Origin of the sequence: Janthinobacterium agaricidamnosum (assembly GCF_003667705.1) — a bacterium.
Taxonomy (GTDB): domain Bacteria; phylum Pseudomonadota; class Gammaproteobacteria; order Burkholderiales; family Burkholderiaceae_D; genus Janthinobacterium.
In genome coordinates this window covers 5,161,197-5,177,292 of the sequence record NZ_CP033019.1, presented here as the reverse complement: position 1 = coordinate 5,177,292, position 16,096 = coordinate 5,161,197, and the positions used below count along the sequence as shown (strand labels likewise).

At 64.1% G+C, this 16,096-nt stretch carries 15 protein-coding genes; 12 read left to right on the top strand and 3 right to left on the bottom strand.

Features of this window, described 5'->3' with window-relative positions; translation table 11 throughout:
• Nucleotides 1–41 precede the first annotated feature (41 nt).
• From paaK to D9M09_RS23300, 12 genes are all read left to right on the top strand, one after another.
• Complete coding sequence (paaK, locus tag D9M09_RS23355) at nt 42–1,370, top strand: phenylacetate--CoA ligase PaaK (protein WP_121671209.1); 1,329 nt, start codon at nt 42–44, stop codon at nt 1,368–1,370.
• 22 nt (nt 1,371–1,392) lie between these two features.
• On the top strand, nt 1,393–2,598 hold the full coding sequence (gene pcaF / locus D9M09_RS23350) for a 3-oxoadipyl-CoA thiolase (RefSeq protein ID WP_121670499.1): 1,206 nt from the start codon (nt 1,393–1,395) through the stop codon (nt 2,596–2,598).
• Between the two features lie 85 nt (nt 2,599–2,683).
• Nucleotides 2,684–3,835, top strand: a complete 1,152-nt coding sequence (locus D9M09_RS23345) for an ABC transporter substrate-binding protein (RefSeq protein ID WP_070311614.1) — start codon at nt 2,684–2,686, stop codon at nt 3,833–3,835.
• A 72-nt stretch (nt 3,836–3,907) separates the two neighbouring features.
• Nucleotides 3,908–4,786 carry a branched-chain amino acid ABC transporter permease gene (locus tag D9M09_RS23340; protein WP_121670498.1) on the top strand — a complete coding sequence of 293 codons (879 nt, stop codon included), beginning with the start codon at nt 3,908–3,910 and terminating at the stop codon, nt 4,784–4,786.
• Nucleotides 4,783–5,766, top strand: coding sequence for a branched-chain amino acid ABC transporter permease (locus D9M09_RS23335; protein ID WP_070291037.1), 984 nt, complete (start codon nt 4,783–4,785; stop codon nt 5,764–5,766). Before D9M09_RS23340 ends, D9M09_RS23335 begins: the two co-directional genes overlap by 4 nt.
• Nucleotide 5,767: 1 nt before the next feature.
• Nucleotides 5,768–6,523, top strand: coding sequence for an ABC transporter ATP-binding protein (locus tag D9M09_RS23330; RefSeq protein ID WP_070224251.1), 756 nt, complete (start codon nt 5,768–5,770; stop codon nt 6,521–6,523).
• Nucleotides 6,523–7,254: an ABC transporter ATP-binding protein gene (locus tag D9M09_RS23325; RefSeq protein ID WP_070291038.1), complete on the top strand. Its 732-nt coding sequence runs from the start codon at nt 6,523–6,525 to the stop codon at nt 7,252–7,254. The genes D9M09_RS23330 and D9M09_RS23325 overlap by 1 nt, the downstream gene beginning before the upstream one ends.
• Before the next feature lie 102 nt (nt 7,255–7,356).
• The gene (paaY, locus tag D9M09_RS23320; RefSeq protein ID WP_070291039.1) at nt 7,357–7,971 is read left to right on the top strand and encodes a phenylacetic acid degradation protein PaaY; all 615 of its coding nucleotides are present in this window, start codon (nt 7,357–7,359) and stop codon (nt 7,969–7,971) included.
• Nucleotides 7,972–8,067: 96 nt separating this feature from the next.
• Nucleotides 8,068–10,119, top strand: a complete 2,052-nt coding sequence (paaZ, locus tag D9M09_RS23315) for a phenylacetic acid degradation bifunctional protein PaaZ (RefSeq protein ID WP_070224254.1) — start codon at nt 8,068–8,070, stop codon at nt 10,117–10,119.
• Nucleotides 10,120–10,524: 405 nt separating this feature from the next.
• Nucleotides 10,525–11,787: a hypothetical protein gene (locus D9M09_RS23310; protein WP_070224255.1), complete on the top strand. Its 1,263-nt coding sequence runs from the start codon at nt 10,525–10,527 to the stop codon at nt 11,785–11,787.
• A gap of 10 nt (nt 11,788–11,797) precedes the next feature.
• Nucleotides 11,798–12,205 carry a hypothetical protein gene (locus D9M09_RS23305; protein ID WP_070224256.1) on the top strand — a complete coding sequence of 136 codons (408 nt, stop codon included), beginning with the start codon at nt 11,798–11,800 and terminating at the stop codon, nt 12,203–12,205.
• A 61-nt stretch (nt 12,206–12,266) separates the two neighbouring features.
• On the top strand, nt 12,267–13,841 hold the full coding sequence (locus D9M09_RS23300) for a methyl-accepting chemotaxis protein (RefSeq protein ID WP_121670497.1): 1,575 nt from the start codon (nt 12,267–12,269) through the stop codon (nt 13,839–13,841).
• A gap of 78 nt (nt 13,842–13,919) precedes the next feature.
• On the opposite strand, the gene D9M09_RS23295 is transcribed toward D9M09_RS23300, so the two are convergent.
• From D9M09_RS23295 to D9M09_RS23285, 3 genes are read right to left on the bottom strand one after another with little or no spacing between them, the layout of a single operon-like run.
• Nucleotides 13,920–15,143 (bottom strand): M24 family metallopeptidase, encoded by a 1,224-nt coding sequence (locus D9M09_RS23295; protein WP_070291044.1) that lies wholly within the window; start codon nt 15,141–15,143, stop codon nt 13,920–13,922.
• Nucleotides 15,144–15,188: 45 nt separating this feature from the next.
• Nucleotides 15,189–15,725, bottom strand: a complete 537-nt coding sequence (locus D9M09_RS23290; RefSeq protein WP_240453454.1) for a type II secretion system protein — start codon at nt 15,723–15,725, stop codon at nt 15,189–15,191.
• The gene (locus D9M09_RS23285) at nt 15,712–16,095 is read right to left on the bottom strand and encodes a type II secretion system protein (protein ID WP_070291076.1); all 384 of its coding nucleotides are present in this window, start codon (nt 16,093–16,095) and stop codon (nt 15,712–15,714) included. The genes D9M09_RS23290 and D9M09_RS23285 overlap by 14 nt, the downstream gene beginning before the upstream one ends.
• Nucleotide 16,096 lies beyond the last annotated feature (1 nt).

Genomic DNA, 16,096 nt, shown 5'->3' with positions numbered 1-16,096 from the left:
GGAACCGATTGAATAGTTAAAGAATTAAACAGGAGACAATGATGGTCCAACGTACGCCTTCCCCGAATGACCTCGAGCCGATCGAGCGCGCCAGCAAGGATGAACTGCAGGCGCTGCAGCTCGAACGCATGAAATGGACGCTCAAGCACGCGTATGACAACGTGCCCCATTACCGTGCCGCTTTTGACGCAGCGGGCGTGCATCCGGATGATCTCAAATCCCTGGCCGACCTGGCCAAATTCCCGTTCACGGACAAAAAAGTCTTGCGCGACAATTACCCGTTCGGCCTGTTCGCCGTGCCGCGCGAGCAGGTGGTGCGCATCCACGCCTCGAGCGGCACCACGGGCAAGGCCACGGTGGTCGGCTACACGCAGAACGACATCGATACCTGGGCCAACGTGGTGGCGCGCTCGATCCGCGCCGGCGGCGGCCGCGCGGGCGATATGGTGCATATCTCGTATGGCTACGGCCTGTTCACGGGCGGCCTGGGCGCGCACTACGGCGCCGAGCGCCTCGGCTGCACGGTCATCCCGATGTCCGGCGGGCAGACGGAAAAGCAGGTGCAGCTGATCCAGGATTTCAAGCCGTCCATCATCATGGTCACGCCGTCGTACATGCTCAACATCATCGAGGAATTCACGCGCCAGGGCCTGGACCCGGCCGAATCGTCGCTGAAGGTGGGCATCTTTGGCGCCGAACCGTGGACGGACGCCATGCGTTCGGAAATCGAAGCGCGCGCCGGCATCGACGCCGTCGACATCTACGGCCTGTCCGAAGTGATGGGACCTGGCGTGGCGTCCGAATGCATCGAGAGCAAGGACGGTCCCGTCATCTGGGAAGACCATTTCTATCCCGAGATCATCGATCCGGAAACGGGCGAAGTGCTGCCGGACGGCGAAGAGGGCGAACTGGTGTTTACCTCCTTGTCGAAAGAGGCGCTGCCCATCATCCGCTACCGCACGCGCGACCTGACCCGCTTGCTGCCGCCGACCTCGCGGGCCATGCGCCGCATCGGCAAGATCACGGGCCGCTCCGACGACATGCTGATCATCCGCGGCGTGAACGTTTTCCCCACGCAGATCGAAGAGCTGATCCTCAAAATGCCGAAGCTGGCGCCGCAGTACCAGCTGGTCGTCACGCGCGACGGCCACCTCGACAAGCTCGAAGTGATCGCCGAGCTGCGCATCGACCTGACGGCCACCCTCTCGGCCAGCGAAACGGACGCCCTGGCGCGCGAACTGGAACACCGCATCAAGACGCACGTGGGCGTGAGCACGCGCGTGCGCCTGGTGGCCGCCGCCGGCATCGAACGCACGCTGACGGGCAAGGCCCGCCGCGTGGTCGACCAGCGCCCGAAGATTTTCTCCTGATAGCCCGAACAAGGAAGCAAACATGAACGAAGCCTTTATCTGTGACGCCGTGCGCACACCTTTCGGCCGCTACGGCGGTGCCTTGTCCAGCGTGCGCGCCGACGACCTGGGCGCGCTGCCGATCGCCGCGCTGATCGCCCGCAACCCGTCCGTCGACTGGTCCGCCATCGACGACGTGTTCTACGGCTGCGCCAACCAGGCGGGCGAAGACAACCGCAACGTGGGCCGCATGGCCGCGCTGCTGGCGGGCTTGCCGGCCGCAGTGCCGGCCAATACCATCAACCGCCTGTGCGGCTCCAGCCTGGACGCCGTGGGCATGGCCGCCCGCTCGATCAAGGCAGGCGAGGCGGAGCTGATCATCGCCGGCGGCGTGGAAAGCATGACGCGCGCACCGTTCGTGATGGGCAAGGCCGACAGCGCGTTCTCGCGCGCGTCGAAAATCGAAGACACGACCCTGGGCTGGCGCTTCGTCAACGGCAAAATGAAGGCGCAGTACGGCATCGATACCATGCCGGAAACGGCGGAAAACGTGGCCGTGGAATTTGGCATCAGCCGCGCCGACCAGGACGCGCTGGCCTTGCGCAGTCAGCAGCGCTGGGCCGCCGCCAACGCGGCCGGCGTGTTCGATCGCGAAATCGTGCCCGTCGCCGTGCCGCAAAAAAAGGGCGAGCCGAAGATGGTGACGATGGATGAACATCCGCGCCCCGATACCTCGCTGGAAATGCTGGCGAAACTGAAAGGCGTGGTGAAGGCGGACGGCACGGTCACGGCCGGCAACGCCTCGGGCTTGAACGACGGCGCCTGCGCGATCTTGCTGGCGTCCGCCGCCGCCGTGGATAAATACAAATTGACGCCGCGCGCAAAGGTGCTGGGCATGGCCACGGCGGGCCTGGCGCCGCGCATCATGGGCTTCGGTCCGTCGCCGGCCTCGCGCAAGGTGCTGGCGCAGACCGGCCTCACCATCGAGCAGATGGACGTGATCGAACTCAATGAAGCGTTTGCCGCGCAGGCCCTGGCCGTCACGCGCGACCTGGGCCTGGCCGACGATGCGGCCCACGTGAACCCGAATGGCGGGGCGATTGCCATCGGCCACCCGCTGGGCGCATCGGGCGCGCGCCTGGTGATGGCGGCGCTGAACCAGCTGGAACGCACGGGCGGGCGCTATGCGCTGTGCACCATGTGCATTGGCGTGGGGCAGGGTATTGCTGTCGTCATTGAACGCGTATAAAAAAGTAAAACAACAAAAAAGGCGCAGGCTTGCAAAAAAAGCGCCAACCATAATTGACCGTAGTGCCAACCTGGTGGAGACCATAATGATTGCCAATATCTTCAAGAAAACCCTGATCGCCGGCGTGCTGGCAATGACTGCCGCGGGTGCGTACGCGGCCGACAACATCAAGATCGGTTCCGTGCTGTCCGTCACGGGCCCGGCCGCCTTTCTGGGCGACCCGGAACTGAAAACCCTGCAGCTGTATATCGAGAAAATCAATGCGGCCGGCGGCGTGCTGGGACGCAAGCTGGAACTGGTGCACTACGACGACGGCAGCGATGCGGCCAAGGCCAACGGTTTTACCAAGCGCCTGATCGAGTCGGACAAGGTCGACGTGCTGATCGGCGGCACCACCACCGGCGCGACGATGGCGATGGCGCCGCTGGTGGACCGCGCCAGCATGCCGTTCATCTCGCTGGCGGGCGCCGTGGTCATCATCGATCCGGTCAAGAAATGGGTTTTCAAGACGCCGCATACGGACCGCATGGCGGCCGAGAAGGTGTTCGAGGATATGAAGAAGCGCGGCATCAGCAAGGTGGGCCTGCTGTCGGAAACGAGCGGCTTCGGCGCCTCGGGCCGCAAGGAATCGCAGATCGTCGCTTCCAAATATGGCATCACCCTGGTGGCCGATGAAACCTACGGTCCGAAAGACACGGACATCACGGCGCAGCTCACGCGCATCAAGAATACGGCCGGTGTGCAGGCCGTCTTCGTGTTCGGCCTGGGCCAGGGCCCGGCGGTCGTGACCAAGAACTACGGCCAGCTGGGCATGGCCGCGCTGCCGCTGTACCAGTCGCATGGCGTGGCGTCGGACGAATACCTGAAGCTGTCGGGCAAGGCTGCCGAAGGCGTGCGCCTGCCGACGCCGGCCCTGTTGATCGGCGCCATGCTGCCCGACAGCGACGCGCAGAAGGCCGTCGTCGTCGGCTACGACAAGACGTATAAAGACCGCTACAAGATCGATCCGTCGACCTTTGGCGGCTATGCGCTCGACGCCCTGAACCTGTCGGTGGACGCCATCAAGCGCGCCGGCGGCACGGACCGCGAAAAAGTGCGCACGGCACTGGAACAGACCAAGGGTTTTGTGGGCACGACCGGCGTGTTCAACATGTCGGCCAAAGACCACATGGGCCTGGACCTGTCGGCTTTCCGCATGGTGGAAGTGAAGAACGGCGAATGGCAATTGTCGAAGTGATGTAAGCCAGAGTACCTGCGCGAGGCTGCCCTCGAAGGCGGCCCGCGCATAGCCGAACATAATGGAGACACCATGGAAGTCGCACAATTTCTACAATTTCTGTATTCCGGGATGACGGTCGGTTCCGCCTACGCGCTGGCGGCGCTGGGCTTTACCATCATCTACAACACCAGCGGCGTGATCAATTTCGCGCAGGGCGAATTCATCATGCTGGGCGGGATGCTGGCCGCCGTGATGTCGGCCGCCGGCGTGCCGCTGCCGCTGGCCATCATCCTGGCCGTCATCGCCACCGGCATCGTTGGCCTATTGATGGAAAAAGCCGTGATCGAACCGGCGCAAAACGCGCAGGTCATCACGCTCTTGATCATTACCATCGGCGCTTCGCTCGTGCTGCGCGGCCTCGTGCAAATCTGGCTGGGCAAGGATACGCACTCGCTGCCGGCCTTTTCCGGCGACGCGCCGATCGAATTTTTTGGCGCGAGCCTGCTGCCGCAAAGCCTGTGGGTGCTGGGCGTGACGGTCGTCATCGTGCTGGTGCTGGGCTGGTTCTTCGGCCGCACGCTGATGGGCAAGGCCATGCTGGCCACCTCGCACAACAAGCTGGCCGCGCAACTGGTGGGCATCAACACGCGCAAGGTGCTGCTGTTCTCGTTCGGCCTGTCGGCCCTGCTGGGCGCGGCGGGCGGCATCCTGGTCGCACCGATCACCTATACATCGTATGACGCGGGCATCATGCTGGGCCTGAAAGGTTTTGTCGCCGCCGTATTGGGTGGCCTCGGTGGCGGCGCGGGCGCGATTGCCGGCGGCCTGATCCTCGGCATCGCCGAAGCCATGACGGCCGGCTACATCTCGTCGGCCTACAAGGATGCGGTGCCGTTCGTGCTGATTCTATTGATCCTGTTCTTCCTGCCGCAAGGCTTGTTTGGCGCTAAAAATTCGGAGCGTGTATGAAGAATTTCCTTACCCGCTCGCGCCATGGCGGCTTGCTGGTGCTGGCGCTCGTGCTGGCCATCCTGCCGCTGTTCCTCAGCAATGCGTTCTACTATGACGTGGCGATCCGCATCGCGCTGAACGCCATCGTCGTCATCGGCCTGAACCTCTTGATGGGCTATACGGGCCAGATCAGCCTCGGTCACGCGGGCTTCTATGGCCTGGGCGCGTATGCGTCGGCCGTGCTGACCACGCACTATGGCTGGCCGCCGCTGGCCGCCCTGGCCGCCGGCGCCGTCGCCACGGGCCTGCTGGCGCTGCTGCTGGCGCGTCCCGTACTGAAACTCAAGGGCCATACCCTGGCCATGGCGACGCTGGGACTGGGCATCATCATTTCCATCGTCATCAACAACGAGACGCAATGGACGGGCGGTCCGGACGGCATCGGCGTCTCCGCCTTCAGTGTCGCCGGCCTGGAAATCGCCGGCGAAAAATCATGGTACCTGGTGTGCGCCGTGCTGCTGTTGCTGGTCACGTGGCTGGCCCTGAACCTCATCGATTCGCCCGTCGGCCGGGCGCTGCAGGCCATCCACGGTTCGGAAGTGGCGGCCCGCGTGGTCGGCGTCGATACGACGCGCTTCAAGGTGCGCGTGTTCGTGCTGTCGGCGGTGATTGCCAGCATCGCGGGCAGCATCAGCGCCCATTACATCGGCTTCATCACGCCCAACCTGGCCGGCTTCTTCCACTCGATCGAGCTGGTGACGATGGTGGTGGTGGGCGGCATGGCGTCGATCTTCGGTTCCATCATCGGCGCCGCGCTGCTGACGGTCTTGCCGCAACTGCTGTCCAGTTTTGAAGGCTGGGAAACGGTAGTGTTCGGCGTGATCCTGATGGCGACCATGATCTTCATGCCCAAGGGCCTGGTGCCGAGCCTGGCCAGCCGTTCGCGCAAGCGTTCTGCCACGCCGAAAGCACCGCCTCAATCTGCACGGGAGGTGTGAGATGCTGACGATTAACAACCTGAGCAAGAGCTTCGGCGGCGTGCACGCGGTGCAGGACGTGAGCTTTACCGTCAAGGAAGGCAATATCCACTCCGTGATCGGGCCGAACGGCGCCGGCAAGACGACCCTGTTCAACCTGATCACCGGTGTCTATACGCCGACCAAAGGCGAGATCCTGCTCAATGGCGAGAACGTGGCCGCCATGTCGCCCGATGCGCTGGCGCGGCGCGGCATGAGCCGCACTTTCCAGAATCTGCAGGTGTGCATGAACATGACAGCGATCGACAATGTGATGGTGGGCGCGCACCTGCGCCTGAACCAGAACCTGTTTGCCTCCATGCTGCGTTTGCCGTCCGTGCGCCGCGCGGATGCGGCCTGCCGCGACGAGGCGGCGGGCCTGATGGAATTTGTCGGCGTCGGCCGCCACATCGGCGACGAGGCAGGGCAGATGTCGTATGGCGCATTAAAACGCCTGGAAATCGCCCGTGCGCTGGCGGCCAAGCCGAAGGTGCTGCTGCTCGACGAACCGGCGGCGGGCCTGAACCACACGGAGACGGGCGAGATCGAAGCCCTGATCCGCAAGGTGGCGCAATCGGGCGTGACGGTGGTGCTGGTCGAGCATGACATGAAACTGGTGATGAATTTGTCGGACCATATCCTGGTGCTCGACTATGGCAAGAAGCTGGCCGAAGGGACCGCTGCCGAAGTGCGCGCCAATCCCGACGTGGTGGCGGCATACCTGGGAGTGGCGGCATGATGAAGATGGAAAAACCCCAGACACCGCTGGTGCTCGATATCGCCGGCCTGACTAGCCATTACGGCCGCATCCAGGCCCTGCACGGCATCGACCTGCAAGTGCGCCAGGGCCAGCTGGTGGCGCTGGTGGGCGCCAATGGCGCCGGCAAGACGACCTTGCTGCGGGCGATCTCCGGCGTGCAGCCGATCAGCGCCGGCAGCATCGCCTTCGCCGGCCAGGACGTCAGCCGCATGAGCGCCGACAAGCGCGTGCGCGCCGGCATCTGCCAGGTGCCGGAAGGGCGGCAAGTGTTCGGCCCCATGACGGTGGAAGACAATCTGCGCCTGGGCGCGTTTACACGCCCCGCACAGGACGTGGCGGGCGACATGGAGCGCATGTACGGCCTGTTTCCGATCCTGAAGGAAAAGCGCCTGCTGCTGGCCGGCACGCTCTCCGGCGGACAGCAGCAGATGCTGGCCATGGCGCGCGCGCTGATGGGCCGCCCGCAACTGCTGCTGCTCGATGAACCGAGCATGGGCCTGGCGCCGCTCCTGATCGCGGAAATCTTCCGCATCGTGGCCGAGCTGCGCGACCAGGGCATCACCATCTTCCTCGTCGAGCAGAACGCGCACGCGGCCCTGTCGATCGCCGACGTGGGCTATGTGATCGAGACGGGCGCGATTACCCTGTCCGGTCCCGGTCCCGAATTGCTGCACAACGAGCAGGTACAAAGCGCGTACCTGGGTATGTGAAGACAGCAGCGGAGGGCCGGGGTCAGACCCGCCGGGTCTGACCCCAGTTTTCCGCTGCGTCTAGTAATAGCGTGCATGGCGCGCAGATGAATAGGAGTTTGTATGGTCAAAGTCTACGAAATCAACGGCGTCACCCCCGTCGTCCACCCCAGCGCCTACGTGCACCCGTCGGCCGTGCTGATCGGCGACGTGATCGTCGGTCCGCGCTGCTATATCGGCCCGCTCGCTTCGATTCGCGGCGACTTCGGCCGCCTGATCCTGGAAGAGGGGGCGAACCTGCAGGACACGTGCGTCATGCACGGCTTCCCCGGCTGCGACACGGTAGTCGAAGTCGATGGCCATATCGGCCATGGCGCCGTGCTGCACGGCTGCCGCATCGGCCGCAATGCGCTCGTCGGCATGAACGCCGTGGTGATGGACAACGCCGTCATCGGCGAGGAATCCATCGTCGCCGCCATGAGTTTCGTGAAGGCGGGCATGGTCGTCGCACCGCGCAGCATGGTGGTGGGCACGCCCGCCAAGGTGATCCGCGCGCTGACCGACGATGAAATCAAATGGAAAAGCTCGGGCACGGGCCAGTACCACGAACTGGCCGTGCGCTCCATGCAGACGATGCGCGAAGTGGAGGCGCTGACGCAAGTCGAGGCGAACCGCCAGCGCCTCAATTTCGAATCGGCCTTGCCGCTGCATTTGCACAAGAACGCCTCGGCGCAATAAACCATATGAGCGTAGGTCGGATTAGCGGGGCAGCGCCCCGCGTCATCCGACACCACCACCAACGTCACCAACACCCTCGTTTTACGGAGAAACCACATGGCTCACATATCCACCCTGCAAAGCCTGATCGCCGGCCGCTGGCTGGGCGAAAGCGCCGCCGTGCCCCTGCACAGCGCCTTGAACAACCGCGTCATCTATCATACGCATGCTGAAAAGATCGACTTCGACGAAGCCGTCACGTATGCGCGCAAGACGGGCGTGCCGGGCCTGATGGCGCTCGATTTCCAGCAGCGCGCCGCGCGCCTGAAGGCGCTGGCCCTGTACCTGGTCGAGCGCAAGGAAGAACTGTATGCGATCTCGCACCTGTCGGGCGCCACGCGCGCCGACAGCTGGGTTGATATCGAAGGCGGCACGGGTACCCTGTTCGCCTACGCCAGCATGGGCAGCAACGAGCTGCCGTCGTCGAACGTGCTGCATGAAGGCCCGGCGATCGCGCTGGGCAAGAAGGGCGGTTTCGCCGGCACGCACATCCTGGTGCCGCGCGGCGGCCTGGCCGTGCACATCAACGCCTTCAACTTCCCCATCTGGGGTCTGCTGGAAAAATTCGCGCCCAGCTTCCTGGCGGCCATGCCCTGCATCGCCAAGCCGGCCACGGCGACCAGCTATCTGACGCAGGCCGTCGTGCGCATGATGCATGAATCGGGCTTGCTGCCGGCCGGCAGCTTGCAGCTGGTGATCGGTTCCACGGGCGACTTGCTGGACCGCCTGAATGGCCAGGATTTCGTCACGTTTACAGGATCGGCCGCCACGGCCGCCAAGCTGCGCACGAATTCCAACCTGATCGCCCAGTCCGTGCCTTTCAACGGCGAAGCCGATTCGCTCAATTGCGCTATCCTGGCACCGGACGTCACGCCCGACGACGTGGAATTCGACCTGTTCGTCAAGGAAGTCGTGCGCGAAATGACGGGCAAGTCGGGCCAGAAGTGCACGGCGATCCGCCGCATCATCGTGCCCGAGCACCTGATGGACGCCGTCGGCTCGCGCCTGCGCGAGCGCCTGGCCAAGGTGGTGGTGGGCGACCCGTCCATCGAAGGCGTGCGCATGGGCGCGCTGGCGTCGAAAGAGCAGCAGAACGACGTGGCCGAGCGTGTCGCCACCCTGTCGCAGGGTAATGAAGTGGTGTTCGGTGCGGCCGACGGATTCAATCCGCTCGGCGATGGCGCGCAGGACGGCAGTTTCTTCTCGCCGACCTTGCTGATGTGTCGCGACGCCTTCGGCAACGATGCCGTGCATGACGTGGAAGCGTTCGGCCCCGTCAGCACCATGATGGGTTACAAGGATATCGATGAAGCGCTGGCCCTGGCCGCGCGCGGCAAGGGCAGCCTGGTGAGCACCCTGGTGACGCGCGATCCGAAGATCGCCGCGCGCGTGGTACCGCAAGTGGCGGCTACGCATGGCCGCGTGCACGTGCTCGAGCGCGTGGCTTCCGTCGATTCGACGGGCCATGGCTCGCCCCTGCCGCAGCTGAAGCATGGCGGCCCTGGCCGCGCGGGCGGCGGCGAGGAACTGGGCGGCGTGCGCGCCGTGCGCCACTATCTGCAACGGGCGGCCGTGCAAGGCTCGCCGACCATGCTGGCGGCCATCACGGGCGAATACGTGCGCGGCGCGGACGTCAACGAAAGTCCGATCCACCCGTTCCGCAAGCACTTCGAGGACTTGAAGACGGGCGACTCGCTGCTCACGCACCGCCGCACAGTCAGCGAAGCGGACATCGTCGCCTTCGGCGGCATCTCGGGCGATTTCTTCTACATGCACTTCGATGAAATCGCGGCGAAGGAATCGCAGTTCGGCAAGCGCATCGCCCACGGCTACTTCGTGCTGTCCGCCGCCGCCGGCCTGTTCGTCTCGCCCGGTGTCGGTCCCGTGCTGGCCAACTACGGTCTGGACAACCTGCGCTTCGTCGCGCCGGTGGCGATTGGCGACACCATCCGCGCCCGCCTGACGTGCAAGCGCAAGGTCGACCGCAACCGCAAGGACGTGTTTGGCGTGGGCCAGGGCGTGGTCGCGTGGGACGTGCAGGTGACCAACCAGAACGAGGAACTGGTGGCCAGCTATGACATTCTGACCCTGGTCTCCAAGCGCGAGTAAGTCCGAGAGTAAGCGTCTCCGGCAGGACCGGTGTGAATGGCGCCACCCGCGAACTTCGCGCGGGTGGCGCTTTTTTTATGGGGGTTCTTTTGGTCTTGAATTATCCATAAGTGTATGAAAAATATAGGCTAAGTGTGGTTTTGCACAGCGTGCTATTTAGATAAACCCCTCTAGAACGCGTGCTTTTTTCATCAAAAGCGGCGAATTCGCTCATTGCCGCAAGAAAACTTTCCAACGTAAAACCTTTTCTATGTAGCATGGTTTTACTCACTGGTCACGTCGCCATGCACGCCCAAGGCGATGGTGGCGCGAAAAAAAACGGACCCGGCCTTTTGCGGCTGGTGAACCCTCGACCGCGAGTTCCATTCCACGATTAACGTTCACCGCTACGGGTATTTAATTACTATGAATAAACACGTCCTGATTTTCCTGTTGGCCATGCCCCTGGCCATCAGCCATGCCTACGCCGAAGAGGCCGTTGGCCCCGCCGTCAAGATCAGCGGTTACGGCACGGCCGCCCTGACCATGGCCGATACGGACAACGCGCAGTTCGCGCGCCCGAACCAGGCTGCCGGCGCCGGCCGCACCGCCCGCACGGGCGTCGATTCCAACCTGGGCTTGCAAGCCAATGTCACCGTCAACCCGTGGCTGTCGGCCACCGTGCAGGGCCTGGCGCGCAAGGATGGCGAAGATGATGTCGGCGCCGAACTGGCGTGGGCCTTCGCCAAGGCCAAGGTATCGGACAGCTTCAGCGTGCGCGTCGGCCGCATGGGCCTGCCCGTCTTCATGATTTCCGATTATCGCAACGTGGGCTATGCCAACACCATGCTGCGCCCGCCCGGCGAAATGTATTCGCAGGTGCCCCTCAATAGCATCGATGGCATCGACGGCACCTACCAGTTCAGCGCGGGCGATACCAGCATCACCACGCAGCTGGCGCTGGGCCGTACCAAGGCCACCCTGGCCACGGGTCCCGCTTCGACCGTGCAGGTGGAAGGCAAGTCCATCGTCGCCTTGAACGTGGTGGCTGAACATGGCCCCGTCACCGTGCGCTTCGGCCGGGCCGAGACCAGGTTGACGATCAACGATTCACCGAGCCTGAACACCTTGATGGGCAGCTTGCGCGCGGCCGGCAGCGGCTACCGGATCGCCCAGCTGGGCGCCCTGGCCGATGCGCTGGAAGTCAAGGACAAGAAGGCGTCGTTTACCTCCGTAGGCCTGGGCCTGGACTGGAACAATGTGCTGCTGCAGTCGGAATATGCGAAGCGCAAGACGGACAGCTATGTCAGCGACAGCACCTCGTGGTATGTGATGGGCGGCTACCGCATCGGTGCCTTCCTGCCCTACTACAGCCACGCCAGCCTGAAGGCCGATGGCCGCGTGAACAACACCGTGCCCGCATCCTGCCCTGCCGGCTATCCGGCCGCCTGTACGCCGACCCTGCGCGCCCTGTCGGCCGGCGTCGAGACTCTGGCCACCATGCGCAACCAGCTCGAGCAATCGACGGACAGCATCGGCGTGCGCTGGGACTTCCACCGTTCGGCCGCGCTGAAAGTGCAGATCGACCGCATCAAGCCGAAGAATGGCCCTGGCCTGTTCGTGCAAGCCAAGCCGGGCTTCCATGGTCCCGTCACGGTGGCTGCCGCCGCCATCGATTTCGTTTTCTGAGGAGCGCCGCATGAAACCATTGATCTTGAATGTGGCTGCCTTGCTGGCGCTGTCGACCGCCGTTCCCGCCATGGCCGAAGTGGTCGTGGTGGTCAATCCGAAAAGCGCCGCTGGCGCCATGACGAATGAACAGGTGGCGCAATTCTTCCTCGGTAAATCGACGGCCATGACGCCGATCGACCAGCCGGAAAGCGCCCCCGTGCGCGCCGAGTTCTACAAGAAGGTGACGGACAAGGAACCGTCGCAAGCGAAGGCCCTGTGGTCCAAGCTGGTCTTCACGGGCAAGGCCACCTTGCCGAAGGAAGTGGCCAATAGCGCCGACGTGAAGAAGGCCGTGGCTGCCGATCCGAAAGCCATCGGCTATATCGAAAAGAGTGCCGTCGACGCCAGCGTCAAAGTGGTGCTGACGGCGCCATAAAGCCGGCCCGGGCCGCACGCCATGCGGCGGCCCGATAATTCATCAGAATCAGGAGACAGCAATGAGCATCAAACGCAAGATATGGGCGCTGCCTGTCGTCTCGGCCGTGATTTTCGGGCTGGGGCTGGCCGTCAGCGCCTACCTGTCCACGGCCACGCTCAATTCCATCCACGCCACGGAAAGCGCGGACTATCCCGTGCTTGACATGGCCAAGTCGCTGACCCTGGACGTGGCCGCCGTCGGCGACGCCCTGCGCGATGCCGTCAGCGAAGGCGACAAGGAACGTATCGGGCAAGTCGGCGGCCAGGCGGTCAAGCTGCGCGAAAAACTGGCCGCCTTTGCGGCGATCCCCGGCCAGCGCGAGCACGGCACGCGGCTGGCCAGCGAATTCGATGCCTACTATGCGCCGGCCCTGAGCGCGGCGCGCATCATGCTGGAAATGGAAGAGGGCGACCCGCAAGCGACCGTGGCGCGCATGCAGGGCGCGCTGGCGGTGCTCAATGCCGACCTGGCAAAGACCAACGAACAGGCGCAAGCGCAGTTCAGGCAGGGCATAGAACGCAGCGCGGCCAATGTGCGCAATGCGCTCAATACCAGCATCGCCGTGGCGCTGGCCGTCATCGTCTGCCTGGTGGCCGTGTCGCATTTCGTCGTGCGCGCCATCTGGCAGCAGCTGGGCGGCGAACCCGAATATGCGCGCCAGATCGCGCGCGCCGTGGCCGATGGCGACCTGTCGATGCACATCGTGACCGAGGCGGGCGACCAGGACAGCCTGCTGGCGGCGCTGAAGGACATGCGCGCCAAGCTTGGCGGCATGGTCTCCGATATCAAGGCGTCGGCCGAAACCATCCAGGTGGCCAGCGCGGAAATCGCCCAGGGCAATGCGGACCTGGCCGCGCGCACGGAATCGCAGGCGGGTAGCCTGGACCAGACGGCGCGCAGCATGGACAGCCTGACTTCCACCGTGCGCGACAACGCCGCCAACGCGGGCCAGGCGCATGCGCTGGTGGTGTCGGCATCGTCGGTTGCCGTGAAGGGCGGGCAGGTGGTCAGCCAGGTGGTCACCACCATGGGCGAGATCAACGATGCATCCAAACGCATCGTCGACATCATCGGCGTCATCGACGGCATCGCCTTCCAGACGAACATCCTGGCCTTGAATGCGGCCGTGGAAGCGGCGCGCGCCGGCGAACAGGGGCGGGGCTTTGCCGTAGTGGCGTCCGAAGTGCGCAACCTGGCGCAGCGCAGCGCGGCAGCGGCGCGCGAGATCAAGCAATTGATCGGCGATTCGGTGGCCAGGGTGAATGTCGGCTCGAAGCTGGTCGACGAGGCGGGTCTGACCATGGGCCAGATCGTCGATTCCGTGAAAAAGGTGGCCGACATCATGGCCGAGATCAGTGCCGCCAGCCAGGCGCAGAGTGCCGGCATCGGCGACATCGGCGTGGCCATCGGCAGCATGGATCAGATGACGCAGCAGAATTCCGCGCTGGTGGAAGAAGCGTCGGCGGCGGCTGAATCGCTGCAGGAACAGGCCGTGCAGCTGGGTACGGCGCTGGCCGTGTTCAAGCTGGCGCAGGGTGCTGTGTCGGATTACGCGCTGCGCGCTAATCCGACCTACCGGGCATTGGCGGTATAGGTTGGATTAGCGCAGCGTAATCCAACACAGCAGTGTAGGTTGGATTAGCGCAGCGTAATCCAACACAGGAGCGCCGGCTTACGTGCGCAAACCGAACGGATCGTCGATGCTGTGCGCCGGTTGCGTGAACCAGCGCGGTCCGTTTTCCGTCATATAAAAATGGTCTTCGTGGCGGATGCCGAATTCGCCGGGGATGCAGATCATCGGCTCGTTCGAGAAGCACATGCCCACGTCGAGCGGCGTCGTGTCGTTGCCCACCAGGTAAGGCCACTCGTGGATATCGAGGCCGATGCCGTGGCCCGTGCGGTGCGGCAGGCCGGGCAGCTTGTAGCCGGGGCCGTAGCCGTCCGCTTCCAGCGAGACGCGCGCGGCGCGGTCCACGTCGCCGCACGGTACGCCCAGTTGGGCGGCCGCGAATGCGGCGGCTTGCGCGGCCTTTTCGCTGTTCCATACGCTGCGCTGGCGCTCGCTGATCTGTCCGAAAACATAGGTGCGCGTGATGTCGGAGATGTAGTTCATCACCTGGCAGCCCGTGTCGATCAGCACCGTGTCGCCCGCCTTCAGGGTCTGCTCGTAGTTGACGCCATGCGGGTAGGCGGTCGCCTCGCCGAACAGCACGATGCAGAAGTACGAGCGGGGCGCGCCTACCTTGCGGTGCGCGCGCTGGATGAATTCCTCCACTTCCACCGTCGTGATGCCTTCGTACAGCATGCTGGCCGTGGCCACGTGCACGGCCAGGGTCATGTCCATCACGCGCTGCATCAGGGCGATTTCCGCCTGTGATTTTCTGCTGCGGCAGTACGCGGTGACGGTGCGCGCGTTTTCCAGTGCATAGCCGGGTGCCAGCGGCTTGATGCCGTCGTAGATGAAGAAGGCGGCGCTTTCGCAGATGCCCACGCGTAGCGGTCGATTCGCGTCCTGGACGATTCCCATGCGCGCCAGCACGTCGACGAACAGCTGGTACGGGCTTTCATGCTCTTCCCAGCAATTGACCTTGCCCTCGATGAGCATGAAGCCTTGCAGGGTGCTTTCCTCGAAGGCGGGGGCGATGTATTCGATCTCGCCGCTGGCCGGCAGGATGGCGCCCACCATGCGTTCGCTGGCATACCATTTGGTGCCCGTGAAATAGGTGAGGTTGGCGCCCGCGTTCAGGTAGATGGCGGCGATGCCCTGTGCGCGCATGAACGCTTGCGCCTTGGCGATGCGTTGCGCATGTTCGTCCTTGCCGATGGCGACCATGCCGCCCGTCATGTCCGACAGCGATGCCAATGCCTGTTCGATGGAAGTGCCACCTATGCTCATGCCTGCTCCTTTGCTCGATGCTGAATATGGAATGCGGGCATGATATCAGTTCGCGCCTTTCGGCTTGAGGCCGGGCGCGCCGCCGGCCGCGTCGGGCGGAGCCAGCACCAGGTCGTGCGGATACGTGAAGTGCCAGTCGGCGTAGCGCTGCTTGCGGCGCAGGCTGGCGTCTTCGTCAAGGAAGTTGTCCTGCTTGATGGGCAGCTGCGGCGACAGCGAATGGATGCCGACGATGCGTCCCTCCTGCCGCAGCACGCCCCATTCCGCCTTGCCCGTGACGGGGTCCGCATACAGGCGGCGCAAATGGCGCCGGGCGTTGGCAAAGCGCGGGTCGCGCAGCAGTTCCTGCAGGGTCAAGGGATAGCGGGGCCGCCCGTCGGCCGGCGTGCTGTCGTAGTAGCGGCCCAACGCGTTGCGGAATTCATGACCGATGAACAGCAGCTCGCGCTCCTTGTCGCGCCGCGCGGCCGTGGCAAACAGTTCGCCGGCCAGCACCAGGCCCACGCCCATGAAGGCCACCAGCATCAGGGTCCAGATATACGCGAAGCCCCGTGCGCCGCGCCGGAAACTAGAGCTGTTCAAACGGAATCCCCTCACGCGTCTTGCCCTTGGCGCCGCTGCGCACGTCGGCCACGCCGCCGATCTCGCCATTTGGCGAAGGGATCAATTGCCAGGTGGCGGCGGACTCCGTGACGGGATCGAGCGGCACGCTGCGGAAGTAATGGTGGGTCACCAGGTCGTCCAGCGCGGCCGGATATTCTCCCTTGTCGGCATAGTATTTATCGAGGCCGCTCCTGAGCACCTGCAGGTTTTCCTTCAGTGCGACTTCCTTCGACTTTTCCACGGAACCGAAATAGCGGGGGATGGCGATCGTCAGCAGCAGCGAGATGATCGCCAGCACCACCAGCAGTTCGACCAGGGTAAAGCCGCGGCGTATGGTCGAGGTCTGCATG

Bases quoted from the DNA above. Each gene is read 5' to 3' on its own strand.
- paaY (WP_070291039.1), top strand. From the start codon at position 7,357: ATGGTCAAAGTCTACGAAATCAACGGCGTCACCCCCGTCGTCCACCCC.
- D9M09_RS23310 (WP_070224255.1), top strand. From the start codon at position 10,525: ATGAATAAACACGTCCTGATTTTCCTGTTGGCCATGCCCCTGGCCATC.
- D9M09_RS23305 (WP_070224256.1), top strand. From the start codon at position 11,798: ATGAAACCATTGATCTTGAATGTGGCTGCCTTGCTGGCGCTGTCGACC.
- D9M09_RS23300 (WP_121670497.1), top strand. From the start codon at position 12,267: ATGAGCATCAAACGCAAGATATGGGCGCTGCCTGTCGTCTCGGCCGTG.
- D9M09_RS23325 (WP_070291038.1), top strand. From the start codon at position 6,523: ATGAAGATGGAAAAACCCCAGACACCGCTGGTGCTCGATATCGCCGGC.
- pcaF (WP_121670499.1), top strand. From the start codon at position 1,393: ATGAACGAAGCCTTTATCTGTGACGCCGTGCGCACACCTTTCGGCCGC.
- D9M09_RS23285 (WP_070291076.1), bottom strand. From the start codon at position 16,095: ATGCAGACCTCGACCATACGCCGCGGCTTTACCCTGGTCGAACTGCTG.
- paaK (WP_121671209.1), top strand. From the start codon at position 42: ATGGTCCAACGTACGCCTTCCCCGAATGACCTCGAGCCGATCGAGCGC.
- D9M09_RS23330 (WP_070224251.1), top strand. From the start codon at position 5,768: ATGCTGACGATTAACAACCTGAGCAAGAGCTTCGGCGGCGTGCACGCG.
- D9M09_RS23345 (WP_070311614.1), top strand. From the start codon at position 2,684: ATGATTGCCAATATCTTCAAGAAAACCCTGATCGCCGGCGTGCTGGCA.
- D9M09_RS23340 (WP_121670498.1), top strand. From the start codon at position 3,908: ATGGAAGTCGCACAATTTCTACAATTTCTGTATTCCGGGATGACGGTC.
- paaZ (WP_070224254.1), top strand. From the start codon at position 8,068: ATGGCTCACATATCCACCCTGCAAAGCCTGATCGCCGGCCGCTGGCTG.
- D9M09_RS23335 (WP_070291037.1), top strand. From the start codon at position 4,783: ATGAAGAATTTCCTTACCCGCTCGCGCCATGGCGGCTTGCTGGTGCTG.
- D9M09_RS23295 (WP_070291044.1), bottom strand. From the start codon at position 15,143: ATGAGCATAGGTGGCACTTCCATCGAACAGGCATTGGCATCGCTGTCG.